Source organism: Rhodobacteraceae bacterium M385 (assembly GCA_025141835.1).
Lineage (GTDB): Bacteria > Pseudomonadota > Alphaproteobacteria > Rhodobacterales > Rhodobacteraceae > Gymnodinialimonas.
Genome location: CP081102.1, coordinates 1338284 through 1349543, shown reverse-complemented (window position 1 = coordinate 1349543; position 11260 = coordinate 1338284). Strand labels below are relative to the sequence as shown.

The following is an 11260-nucleotide window of genomic DNA, read 5'->3' as shown; positions in this document are numbered from 1 at the left end:
TCAACTCATCCGCCACGCGCCCCAACCCTACCTTTCCGCTCAGCGCCAAAGGCATTTCTCTCTCGCACCCCTTGTTAGTTACAAAAGCAACCATTATCGTCTGCCCAACGCTGCCCAGAGGTGCCCCATGAACGAACAAGCTGCCATTCGTACGATGATCCAAGCCCCCAGCCACCCCGGTGCGCACGAAGGCTATATGCCCGGCTTCGGCAATGATTTTGAGACAGAGGCCCTGCCCGGCGCCCTGCCCCAGGGCATGAACTCGCCGCAAAAGGTGAACTACGGTCTTTATGGAGAGCAGCTCTCTGGCACCGCCTTCACCGATGTGCGCCCCGAGCGGACGTGGTGCTACCGCATCCGCCCTTCGGTGAAACATTCCCACCGCTATGAGAAAATCGACCTGCCCCAGTGGAAATCCGCCCCTAACGTGGACCCAGATGTGGTCTCTCTGGGGCAATATCGCTGGGACCCCGTGCCCCATTCCGACCAGCCGCTGACATGGCTGACAGGCATGCGCACGATGACGACTGCAGGCGACGTGAACACCCAAGTGGGCATGGCGAGCCATATCTATTTGGTCACCGAAAGCATGGTGGACGCGTATTTCTACTCCGCCGACAGTGAAATGCTGGTTGTACCCCAAGAAGGCCGCCTGCGGTTCTGCACGGAACTGGGCATTATCGACGTAGAGCCCCAGGAAATCGCGATTCTGCCACGGGGCCTCGTCTACCGGGTAGAGCTACTCGACGGCCCGGCCCGGGGCTTTGTCTGCGAGAACTACGGCGCGAAGTTTGAGCTTCCGGGCCGAGGCCCCATTGGCGCCAATTGCCTTGCAAATCCCCGAGATTTCAAAGCCCCCGTCGCCGCTTATGAGGACCGCGAGGTGCCCTCCACCATCACCATCAAATGGTGCGGCCAATTCCATACCTCGCAGATCGGCCAAAGCCCTCTGGACGTAGTCGCATGGCACGGCAATTACGCGCCGCTCAAGTATGACCTGAAAACCTACTGCCCCGTCGGCGCGATCCTGTTCGACCACCCCGATCCTTCAATCTTCACCGTCCTCACCGCACCCTCGGGCCAGCCCGGCGTGGCCAACATCGACTTCGTGCTGTTCCGCGAACGCTGGATGGTGGCCGAAGACACGTTCCGCCCGCCATGGTATCACAAGAACATCATGTCGGAACTAATGGGCAATATTTACGGCCAGTATGACGCAAAACCCAAGGGCTTCGTCCCCGGCGGCGTGTCATTGCACAACATGATGCTGCCCCACGGACCCGACAAGAACGCTTTTGAGGGCGCGTCCAACGCCGAACTGACGGCCCAGAAACTCGATAACACCATGTCGTTCATGTTCGAGACACGCTTCCCGCAGCATCTCACGGCTTTCGCGGCTAATGAGGCGCCCCTGCAAGACGACTATATCGACTGCTGGACAACGCTGGAGAAAAAGTTCGACGGCACGCCGGGCAAGAAATGACACCGCTCGTCTGGCTGCTGATCGGCGCGGCAATCTTCGTGACAACCCTCGCGCCGGTCGTCATCATCGCGATAGCCAAACGCGCGGAACGCCACAGCGCCCCGCCTCAAGCCACGCGAAACAAGACATCTGGGAGGATGAAATGAGCCATATCGACGGATTTATTATCCCTGTGAAGACCGCCCGCAAAGCGGAATACGTGGAAGCTGCTAAACAGATCGTGGAGCTCTACCGCAAGCACGGCGCCACCCGCTGCGTAGAGACCTGGGGCGCCGGAATCGACCAAGGCGAACGCACCTCCTTCCCCCGTGCCGTTCAGGCCGAGGCGGATGAGGCCATCGTGTTTTCCTGGATGGAATTCCCTGACAAGGAAACCAGCGACGCCGCCCATCAGGCAGTCTGGTCGGAACCGGCCATGCAAGCGATGATGGAAACCGACATCGTCGATGGAAAACGGATGATTTTTGGCGGGTTTGAGCTGCTTCTGGACGCCAAATGATCCTGTATTCCTACTGGCGCTCGACCACATCCTACCGGGTCCGCGCCGCCCTCAATCTCAAAAGCCTGTCCTATACCCAACGCCCCGTTGACCTTGTCGCGGGCGATCATCGGGCCGATGCCTATACCGCCCTTAACCCCGGCCAAGGCGTTCCGGCCTTGGAACTGGATGACGGCACGGTGCTAACCCAAAGCCTCTCCATCCTCGACTACCTCGATGCCACCTACCCCGAACCGCCTCTGCTGCCATCGGACCCGCTACTACGCGCCCGCGTCCTGGCCGCCGCTCATACCGTCGCGCTCGATATCCACCCGGTCAATAACCTGCGCGTGGTGGCCCACCTCAAATCGGCTCACAACGCCACATCGGAAGAAGCCCAAGACTGGATGCGCCACTGGATGGCCGAAGGCTTCCGCGCCCTTGAAACGCTCCTTCCAGACAATGCCTCCTTCGCCTTCACCGACACCCCGGGCCTGGCGGACCTCTGCATCGTCGCCCAATGCTACAACGCCCACCGCTGGGGCCTTCCCCTTTCCCCCTACCCCAAAATAGCCCGCATCGAGGCTGCCTGCCTCGCCATCCCCGCCATCAAAGCCGCGGCGCCCGAAGCGCAACCGGACGCTGCCTGATCCCACTCCTTCATCTTGGCAAATACACCTCCCCCCGGAGGGTCGGCCAACTCCAATCCGCACCGAAAGTGACCCATGTCTGACCTAAAACGCTCCTGGCTCTCCTCCGCCAATTCCGCCACCACGGATTTCCCCCTCAACAACCTCCCTTACGGCGTCTTCTCCGTCGAAGACGGCGACCTGCGCTGCGGCGTCGCCATCGGCGACCGCATTGTTGACGCCACCGGACTGGAACAGGCAGGCTACCTTCGCGCCGACCCCGATGCCGACGTCCTCGATGCCCCCTACTGGAACGACTTCATGGAACTGGGCGCCCCCGCTTGGGCCGCCTACCGCGCCGCCCTCACCGCCATGCTGTCCGAAGACGCGGATGAGGCCACGCAGGACATCATCACCACCTTCTCCGTGCCCATGGCCGAGGCCACCTTGCACATGCCGTTCCAAGTGGCGGAATACACGGACTTCTACGCCGGTCGTCACCACGCCACCAACGTCGGCACCATGTTCCGCGGCGCCGAAAACGCTTTGCCGCCAAACTGGCTGCATATGCCCATCGGCTATAACGGCCGCGCATCCTCCGTGGTGGTCTCCGGCACCGATATTCGCCGCCCTTGGGGCCAACTCAAATCCCCCGACCACGACATGCCGATCTTCGCCCCCTCGCGGCGCTTCGACATCGAACTGGAACTGGGCGCCATCGTCGGCACTTCCTCCTCCGGCCCCCTCACCGTTGACCAAGCCGACGCCAATATCTTCGGCTACGTCCTGCTCAACGACTGGTCCGCCCGCGACATCCAAGCTTGGGAATACCAACCCCTCGGCCCGTTCCAGGCCAAAGCCACCGCCACCACAATCAGCCCCTGGATCGTCACCGCCGCCGCCCTCAAACCCTTCCGCACCGCTACCCCGCCGCGTGAAGTAGCCCTCCTGCCGCACCTCTCCGACACCACGCCGATGAACCACAACATTTCCCTCACCGTCACCCTTAACGACGAACAGATCGCCCAAACCAACGCCGATGAGCTCTATTACTCCTCGGCCCAGCAACTGGCCCACCACGCCACTGCCGGCTCTCCCATGCGCTCAGGCGACCTTCTGGGCTCCGGCACCATCTCCGGCCCCGAGAAACAGAACCGCGGCTCCCTTCTGGAACTCTCCTGGGGCGGCAAAGAGCTGCTGGAAACAGCTTCCGGCACCCGCACCTTCATCGAAGACGGCGATACCCTCGCGCTGCACGGCACCTCTTACGGCGACGGCTACCAAATCGGCTTCGGCCCCTGTGTTGGCAAAGTTATCCCCGCCGCCAAAGACCCCTTCACACCCTAACACTTCCAAGAAAAGCGCCCCGCCCTCCACGCCACGGGCGGGCCGCTCCCTCTTTCATCTTGGCAAATACAACTCAATCCCCCGCGCCCCACGGGCGCTGCTCCCTCTCCTTCACGCGCGCCCGGCGCTGACCACCTAAGGAAACACACCATGGCCAAAGCTTTCGCATCCCAAGGCGACATGACCGAGAAAGCCATCACCTTCGACGAAATCGGCGACGGCCTCTACGCCTTCACCGCTGAAGGCGACCCCAACTCCGGCGTCATCATCGGTGATGACAGCGTCATGATCGTCGAGGCCCAAGCCACCCCGCGCCTGGCCAACAAGGTGATCGACTGCGTGCGCTCCGTCACCGACAAGCCAATCTCTCACGTGGTCCTCACCCACTACCATGCTGTCCGCGTCCTTGGCGCGTCGGCCTACAACGCCGACCAGATCATCATGTCCGACGCCGCGCGCGGCATGGTGATGGAGCGCGGGCAGGAGGATTGGGATAGCGAATTTCAACGCTTCCCCCGCCTCTTTGAAGGACACGAGTCGATCCCCGGCCTCACCTACCCCACCACCACTTTTTCCGATGCAATGACCGTCTACCTCGGCTCTCGTCGCGTGGATATCTCCCACATCGGCCGTGCCCATACGGCAGGCGACGCCGTCATTCACGTCCCCGACGCCAACGTTCTGTTCACCGGGGACATCGTCGAAGACCACTCCGCCTGCTACTGCGGCGACGGGCACTTCGCCGATTGGGGCAATACGCTGGACAACATCGCCGCCTTCCAGCCAGACGCCATTGCACCCGGTCGTGGCGGTGCGCTGATCGGAGATGAGGCCGTCAATCGCGCCATCGCCTCCACCCGCGATTTCGTCAATTCCACCTACGCCCCCGCCGCCCGCGTCGCCGCCAAAAACGGCACGCTCAAGGACGCCTGGGACGCGGTCCGCGCCGAATGCGACCCCAAATTCAAAGACTACGCCATCTACGAGCACTGCCTCCCCTTCAACGTCGCCCGCGCCTTTGATGAGGCCCGTGGCATCGCTCACCCGCGCATCTGGACCGACAAACGCGACCTGGAGATGTGGGAGCAACTCCAAGGCTGACCCCGTAAACCGGGCCTTGGCCCGGGGACGGCGCAATCCGGGCCAAGGCCCGGTCTACACGGAAGGACACGCATATGGTCGGAGCCACCTACGCCCTCGCTCACACCCTCTACCCCTACGCGCCGGTTCCTGACCAACAGCGCGTGGCGCATCATCCCGTCATCATCATCGGTGGCGGGCCCATCGGCGTGGCCACGGGTCTGGACCTTGCGCAAAAGGGGACGCCTGCCCTGATCCTCGATGATCATGACGGCGTCGGCCAAGGCTCTCGTGCGATCTGTTTCGCCAAGCGCACCCTTGAAATCGCCGACCGGCTTGGCGCGGGCGGGCCCATGCGTGAGAAGGGTGTCGTTTGGAACACGGGGCGCGTGTTTCATGGCGACGGCGAAGTCTTCAACTTCAACCTCCTTCCAGAAGATGGCCATCGCAATCCGGCTTTCATAAACCTGCAACAGCCCTACTTTGAAAAGTTCCTCGTCGATCAACTCCGTGTGGCCGAGGCTGCCGGAAAACCAATCGAGATCCGGGGCCGCAATGTCGTTACCGCGCTCACGCAGGACGCCGACAAGGTCACGTTAACCATCGACACGCCAGACGGTCCTTACCAAGCCACAGCCGATTACGTCATCGCCTGCGACGGGGCGCGTTCGCCCACCCGTGATATGATGGGCCTCACCTTCGATGGCCGCGTGTTCGAGGATAACTTCCTGATCGCGGACGTAAAAATGACCGCCCCCTTCCCGACAGAGCGCTGGTTCTGGTTTGAACCGCCACTCAGCGCCAAGCCGCAATCGGCCTTGCTGCACAAGCAACCCGATGATGTCTGGCGCATCGACTTTCAACTCGGCTGGGACATCGACCGCAAGGCCGAACTGGCCGAGGATCGCATCCGCCAACGCATCGACGAATTCCTGCCCGCAGGCACGCAATACGATCTTGTTTGGACCTCTATCTACACGTTCCAGTGCCGCCGGATGGAGCGCTTCCGCCATGGGCGTGTGCTCTTCGCAGGCGACAGCGCGCATCAAGTCTCTCCCTTCGGGGCGCGCGGGGCGAACTCGGGCATCCAGGACGCCGATAACCTCGCTTGGAAGTTGGACCTTGTTCTGAAGGGCCGCGCCCCCGACAGCTTACTTGATAGCTATCATGAGGAACGGGCGTTCGCGGCGGATGAGAATATCCTTAATTCCACCCGTGCCACCGATTTCCTGACCCCGAAATCCGAGACCTCCAAGATCTTCCGCAACGCGGTGCTGACGCTGGCCAAGGATCACGCCTTCGCCCGGCCGATGGTAAATTCAGGCCGCCTTTCCGTGCCAAGCACCTACGACAACATGCCCCTCAACACCCCCGACGCCCTGCCCGGGGGGCCGCAACGAACACGGCCCGGTTCGCCTTGCCCCGATGCCCCGCTGACCGATGGCAAGGAAGAGGTGTTTACCGAAAGTCATCTTCTAGAGTTACTTTTGGGCCGATTCACCTTGCTAAGTCTTGAAACGGATGTTCCGGCAGTAAACGAGCTTCCCGGTGCGCTTCCGCTCAACACTGTCAGGCTATCGGGCAATCGCATCACCCCCGATTTGCGCGCGCGATATCTGGGCGACGCGCCCCACGCGCTTTACCTGATCCGCCCCGACCAACATGTCGCGGCCCGATGGGACAAAGCTACACCCGCCCAGATCCGCGACGCCATCCTTACCGCCATAGGCCACCCATGACCCTGAATACGCAACCCAACATTTCCGATCCCGATGGCTTCTACGATGACCTTCTGGCCGCCCATGATGGGCTATCCAAGGACCAATCCGACGCTTTGAACGCGCGGCTGATCCTGATTCTTGCCAACCATATTGGGGATCGAGACATTATTCGCGCGGCACTTCAGGCCGCGGCTTAATCCCCCAGAAGCGATCAGAGCGCCACTCTTTCGAGGGCGCTCTGACATCGGCTTTTAGCGCTGGAGAAGTGGTCTGTTAGACCGTGCCACCAAGCGAGCCTTCAAGCTGCGCCATCTCTTGGCCACCAGCCATAAGGTCTTGCAGTTCTTCCGGTGTGATCTCACCCTTCTGAGCCGTGCCGAGGGTTTTGCCCCGGTTCAGCACCGTGAACCGGTCACCCACAGCCAAAGCGTGACGCACGTTGTGGGTGATGAAAACCACGCCGATGCCCGCCTTGCGGACCCGGTCCACCGTGGCCAGAACGTTCGCCGTCTGCCGCACCCCAAGGGCCGAGGTCGGCTCGTCCAAAATCAGCACTTTCGCACCGAAGTAGACAGCCCGTGCAATGGCAACGGTCTGACGTTCGCCGCCCGACAGGGTGCCTACCGCCTGATCGGGCGAGCGCAGGTTAATGCCCATCTTCCTCATCTCGGACATCGTGGTGGAATTGGCCTTCTCGAAGTCGATCATGCCGAACCGCTTCGTAGGCTCGCGGCCCATCCAGAAGTTACGGGTGACGGACATCAGCGGGATCATAGCAAGGTCTTGGTAAACCGTCGCAATTCCGGCCTCCATCGAGTCACGCGGGGACGAGAAGTTCATCTCCTGGCCCTCGAACAAAATGGTGCCGGACGTGGGTTTATGCACCCCCGACATCGTCTTGATGAAGGTCGATTTCCCCGCGCCGTTATCACCCAGAAGGCAATGACATTCCCCCGCCCGCACGTCGAAAGAGACGCCGTTCAGAGCAATAACCGGGCCGAAGTGCTTTTCGATATCGACCATTTTCACGATTGGATCAGACATTAACGCTCTCCCGTGATGATGCGGCGGATGTAGGTGTTCAAAACCACGGCGAACAACAAGATGATGCCAAGGAAGACCCGGAACAGGCTGCTTTCCACGTCCGCAAAGAACAGGCCCTGCTGAACGACGCCAAAGATCAACGCGCCCAAGGCGGCCCCCATAACCGAGCCGTATCCGCCGGTTAGCAACGCGCCCCCGATGACCACGGCAATGATCGCCTCGAACTCTTTCAAGATACCGCGGTCGGCGGCGGCTGAGCCGAATTCAAACACCTGCACACAGGCAAAAACCGTGGCGCAAAACGCTGTCGTCATGAACATCGAGATCTTCACCCGGTCCACCGGAACACCCACGTAACGTGCCGCCTGTGCGTCGCCGCCAGCCGCGAAAATCCAGTTGCCGTACTTGGTGCGGGTCAGAATGATGTGGCCTGCGATAACCAGAACGATCGCCCAAACAATCAGCATTGGCAGACCGCTAATCACCGGCTCCCCCTCTCGGGTGCCTCGGGTGAAGGTATCGACTAAACCGATATCGGCGAGCCAGACAAAGAACCACCCGGCCAGATCGGTGTTGAAAAGTGCGGCCAGCCAATCGCCCTCTGCCGCTTCTTCGATACCGCCAATGATGGTGCGGCTTTCAACCGTTTGCGGCACGAAGATGGTAAAGCCCCGCAAGATAAACAGGAACGCCAGCGTCACGATGAACGACGGCAAGCCCGTGCGCACCACAATGATGCCGTTGATAGCGCCAATGGTCAGGCAGATCGCGAAGGTGATGACGATCGCCAGCCACATGGGCAGGCCCCAGACGACGCCGAACATCGCAATCGAAATTCCCGCGAAACCGATCATCGAGCCTACGGAAAGATCGAACTCTCCGGCGACCATCAACATGCAGGCCCCAACGGCGATAATCATGAATTGCGCGGAAATCTGGCTCCAGTTCATGATGCCTTGGGCGTTAAACATGCCGCTGTCGCCCGCCAAAATGCCGAAGAATACGAATACGGCGATTACGCCGACGATGCCGCCCAACTCGGGGCGGATAAGCCATTTTCGGAACCCGCCCTGTTCCTTTATGCGCTCATCATCTGGACCGCCTGCGGCCAATGGCTGCGTTTCACTCATCTCTCTGTCTCCCCGGTCGTTCGCGCCCAATGGGCACCTCTGAACTGCGTGTCTTGGAATAAAAAAAGGACAGGCAACGTCGCCGCCGCCCGCCCTGAAAACCTAGCCCCGCGCGTACATTGTTATGCACGGGGCGGTTGGCAAATTAGCGGTACTCGCCGGCCAGAGCTTCGACCAACTCAAGACCATCGGCAGTGATGAAACCGGGGCCAGAGTTGATGTTGTTGCCCGGCAGCACGCCATAGCGGTGGTAGTTGGTCATCACGACAACCGGCAGATAGGCCTGCAAGAAGGGTTGCTGGTCGATGCCCCAGTTGATCACGCCGTCACGGATCGCGCTGACGATGTTTTCGCCAAGGTCAAACGTGCCAAAGTAGATGTCACCGGCCAGGCCAAGCTCTTCTAGCGCCAGGATGGTGGGGTCAGCCGATGTTGGCCCAAGGGCAAGGATGCCATCAGTTTCAGGGTTGGCGTTCAAGTAAGCCATGACCCGGTTTTGAATTTCCTGAGGGTCTTGACCGGCGTCGATCATGCTCTCGCCCAGTTCCACACCCAGACCATCGGCGAAGCCTTGGCAACGCTCGGCCACAACGGGGTTAGAGATGACGTGGTTCACGCAGAGGAAGTTGGTGACACCGTCGCCAGATGCGCGCTGACCTGCTGCGAAGCCCGCGTCATATTCGGGCTGACCAACATACATCAAAGCGCCCACTTCGCGCGCTTGCTCTGGCGTGCCAGAGTTCATGATGATGACGTCAACTCCCGCATCTACGGCAGCTTGGATGCTGTCGGACAGAACGGTGGGGTCGGCAAGTGTCGTGATGATGCCGTCTGGGCCAGAAGCCGCCGCCTGCTCGATCAGACGCGCCATGTCGGCGATGTCGCCAGTTGGCGGGTTGCGGTATTCAACCTCTACGTCCATCTGCTCGCCGGCCAAAGCCAGGGCGTTGCGGATCGTGTTCCACCAGCTGTCGCTGTCCGGTGCATGGCTGACCAGCACATAACGCTCGCCTTCAGCGTGAACCGCCGTGGCACCCATCAGGGCAACTGCGGAAACCGCGGTGACTGCCATCGTCTTGAAAAATGCGTTCATATTTTCCTCCCAAAAGATATGGGGCGGGTCGAATGGCACTTGCCTTGCCCGCCTTGACGAAAAGCGTAGCCGTGATTCGGAATTTTTGCAACCGGTTGCAATAAATTTCCGACCGCAGCAGGATGATGCTCATCGATGTTGGCTCTGGCATACCAGAGCGCCTCAGATTAAGTGGAACCATGGCCGTAACCTTAAAAGATGTAGCAATGCGTGCGGGCGTTTCGACCTCTGCTGTTTCGCGCACATTTACCAAGGGCGCGTCAGTTTCCTCCAAGACCCGAGCCAAGGTGGAACGCGCGGCCGATGACTTGGGCTACTCGCCCAACGCGCTTGCCTCGTCGCTGACCACAGGCCGCACGAAGTTGATCGGCCTTGTCTCCAACAACTTCCACAACCCCTTGTTTCTAGAAGTGTTTGACCGCTTCACACGCGGTCTTCAGGATCGAGGATTGCGCCCCCTTCTGGTGAACCTTTCCGATGAAACGGACCCGGTGAACTCTGTGCGCATGATGCGGCAGTATTCGGTGGACGGGGCCATCGTCGCCTCCTCCACCCTACCCCCCAGCTTTGCCGAGGCTTACCGCGCCGCGGGCATTCCCGTCGTTCATTCTTTCGGCCGCTATGCGGCCGCGCCTCAGGTCCATGTGGTGGGAATCGACAACGTCGCCTGCGGCCGAATGGCCGCGGAAACATTGGCGGCACGGGGTTATAAAAAAGTGGCCTTCTTGGGCGGCCCAAAGGACGCAACCTCTACCCAAGACCGGGCTCTGGGCTTCTTAGGCACGCTGCGTAACCAACCTGAGATAGAAGTTTCGGTGTCTTATGCGCAGGCCTATTCCTTCGACGCCGGTCGGGTCGAGATGACCAAGTTGCTGATGACCGACCCCGCAGAGGCATATTTCTGCGGTGACGATGTTCTGTCCGTCGGGGCGCTATCGGCGGTCCAGGAGGCCGGGCTATCGGTGCCCGGCGACATCGGGATCATCGGGTTGAACGATATGGAAATGGCCGCGTGGCAAAGTATTAACCTCACCACGATCCGCCAACCCGTGGCGGAGATTATCAGCGCCTCCATTGATCTGGTGGTTGATACGGTGGAGGCACCCAACCGACACCCCGAAACCCGGCTGTTCCCATGCCGGGTGGTAGAGCGTGGCACCCTACGCCCGCTAGGTTAACATTGCGTAAAATGTTGCACGAAACCGGCCGTGTTGGGCGATTCCGTGCGTAGAATGTGTGGCTGCGGCACAACGGG

At 60.7% G+C, this 11260-nt stretch carries 12 protein-coding genes; 9 read left to right on the top strand and 3 right to left on the bottom strand.

Translation table 11 applies throughout. The annotated features are described in order from the left end of the window. Positions 1-127: 127 nt before the first annotated feature. The 8 genes from hmgA (at position 128) to K3728_06560 (ending at position 6935) form a co-directional block, all read left to right on the top strand. On the top strand, positions 128-1483 hold the full coding sequence (gene hmgA / locus K3728_06595) for a homogentisate 1,2-dioxygenase (protein UWQ96879.1): 1356 nt from the start codon (positions 128-130) through the stop codon (positions 1481-1483). After that, positions 1480-1629 carry a hypothetical protein gene (locus tag K3728_06590; GenBank protein UWQ96878.1) on the top strand — a complete coding sequence of 50 codons (150 nt, stop codon included), beginning with the start codon at positions 1480-1482 and terminating at the stop codon, positions 1627-1629. Before hmgA ends, K3728_06590 begins: the two co-directional genes overlap by 4 nt. Continuing rightward, positions 1626-1982, top strand: a complete 357-nt coding sequence (locus tag K3728_06585) for a DUF1428 domain-containing protein (protein UWQ96877.1) — start codon at positions 1626-1628, stop codon at positions 1980-1982. Before K3728_06590 ends, K3728_06585 begins: the two co-directional genes overlap by 4 nt. Then, positions 1979-2611, top strand: a complete 633-nt coding sequence (maiA, locus tag K3728_06580; protein UWQ96876.1) for a maleylacetoacetate isomerase — start codon at positions 1979-1981, stop codon at positions 2609-2611. The genes K3728_06585 and maiA overlap by 4 nt, the downstream gene beginning before the upstream one ends. 75 nt (positions 2612-2686) lie before the next feature. Next, positions 2687-3937: a fumarylacetoacetase gene (fahA, locus tag K3728_06575; GenBank protein ID UWQ96875.1), complete on the top strand. Its 1251-nt coding sequence runs from the start codon at positions 2687-2689 to the stop codon at positions 3935-3937. Between the two features lie 150 nt (positions 3938-4087). After that, a complete protein-coding gene (locus tag K3728_06570; protein ID UWQ96874.1) occupies positions 4088-5038 on the top strand; it encodes an MBL fold metallo-hydrolase in 951 nt (316 codons plus the stop codon). 74 nt (positions 5039-5112) lie between these two features. Beyond that, complete coding sequence (locus K3728_06565; protein UWQ96873.1) at positions 5113-6756, top strand: FAD-dependent oxidoreductase; 1644 nt, start codon at positions 5113-5115, stop codon at positions 6754-6756. Then, complete coding sequence (locus K3728_06560) at positions 6753-6935, top strand: DUF2783 domain-containing protein (protein UWQ96872.1); 183 nt, start codon at positions 6753-6755, stop codon at positions 6933-6935. Before K3728_06565 ends, K3728_06560 begins: the two co-directional genes overlap by 4 nt. A 76-nt stretch (positions 6936-7011) precedes the next feature. Here the strand turns inward: K3728_06560 and K3728_06555 are convergent, their stop codons facing one another. The 3 genes from K3728_06555 to K3728_06545 all read right to left on the bottom strand — a co-directional run bounded on the left by K3728_06555 (position 7012) and on the right by K3728_06545 (position 10005). Continuing rightward, on the bottom strand, positions 7012-7782 hold the full coding sequence (locus tag K3728_06555; protein ID UWQ96871.1) for an ATP-binding cassette domain-containing protein: 771 nt from the start codon (positions 7780-7782) through the stop codon (positions 7012-7014). Continuing rightward, the gene (locus K3728_06550; protein UWQ96870.1) at positions 7782-8912 is read right to left on the bottom strand and encodes an ABC transporter permease; all 1131 of its coding nucleotides are present in this window, start codon (positions 8910-8912) and stop codon (positions 7782-7784) included. The genes K3728_06555 and K3728_06550 overlap by 1 nt, the downstream gene beginning before the upstream one ends. Before the next feature lie 145 nt (positions 8913-9057). Next, positions 9058-10005, bottom strand: coding sequence for a sugar ABC transporter substrate-binding protein (locus tag K3728_06545; GenBank protein ID UWQ96869.1), 948 nt, complete (start codon positions 10003-10005; stop codon positions 9058-9060). A 179-nt stretch (positions 10006-10184) separates the two neighbouring features. Here K3728_06545 and K3728_06540 point away from each other — a divergent pair, with 179 nt between their 5' ends. Next, entirely contained in the window at positions 10185-11183 is a 999-nt protein-coding gene (locus K3728_06540) for a LacI family DNA-binding transcriptional regulator (protein UWQ96868.1), read from the top strand. Positions 11184-11260 lie beyond the last annotated feature (77 nt).

What these genes read in the sequence shown, in the direction of transcription:
- K3728_06540 (UWQ96868.1), top strand. Translation starts at nt 10,185, where the DNA reads ATGGCCGTAACCTTAAAAGATGTAGCAATGCGTGCGGGCGTTTCGACC.
- K3728_06590 (UWQ96878.1), top strand. Translation starts at nt 1,480, where the DNA reads ATGACACCGCTCGTCTGGCTGCTGATCGGCGCGGCAATCTTCGTGACA.
- K3728_06560 (UWQ96872.1), top strand. Translation starts at nt 6,753, where the DNA reads ATGACCCTGAATACGCAACCCAACATTTCCGATCCCGATGGCTTCTAC.
- K3728_06545 (UWQ96869.1), bottom strand. Translation starts at nt 10,005, where the DNA reads ATGAACGCATTTTTCAAGACGATGGCAGTCACCGCGGTTTCCGCAGTT.
- K3728_06585 (UWQ96877.1), top strand. Translation starts at nt 1,626, where the DNA reads ATGAGCCATATCGACGGATTTATTATCCCTGTGAAGACCGCCCGCAAA.
- K3728_06555 (UWQ96871.1), bottom strand. Translation starts at nt 7,782, where the DNA reads ATGTCTGATCCAATCGTGAAAATGGTCGATATCGAAAAGCACTTCGGC.
- K3728_06565 (UWQ96873.1), top strand. Translation starts at nt 5,113, where the DNA reads ATGGTCGGAGCCACCTACGCCCTCGCTCACACCCTCTACCCCTACGCG.
- maiA (UWQ96876.1), top strand. Translation starts at nt 1,979, where the DNA reads ATGATCCTGTATTCCTACTGGCGCTCGACCACATCCTACCGGGTCCGC.
- fahA (UWQ96875.1), top strand. Translation starts at nt 2,687, where the DNA reads ATGTCTGACCTAAAACGCTCCTGGCTCTCCTCCGCCAATTCCGCCACC.
- K3728_06570 (UWQ96874.1), top strand. Translation starts at nt 4,088, where the DNA reads ATGGCCAAAGCTTTCGCATCCCAAGGCGACATGACCGAGAAAGCCATC.
- hmgA (UWQ96879.1), top strand. Translation starts at nt 128, where the DNA reads ATGAACGAACAAGCTGCCATTCGTACGATGATCCAAGCCCCCAGCCAC.
- K3728_06550 (UWQ96870.1), bottom strand. Translation starts at nt 8,912, where the DNA reads ATGAGTGAAACGCAGCCATTGGCCGCAGGCGGTCCAGATGATGAGCGC.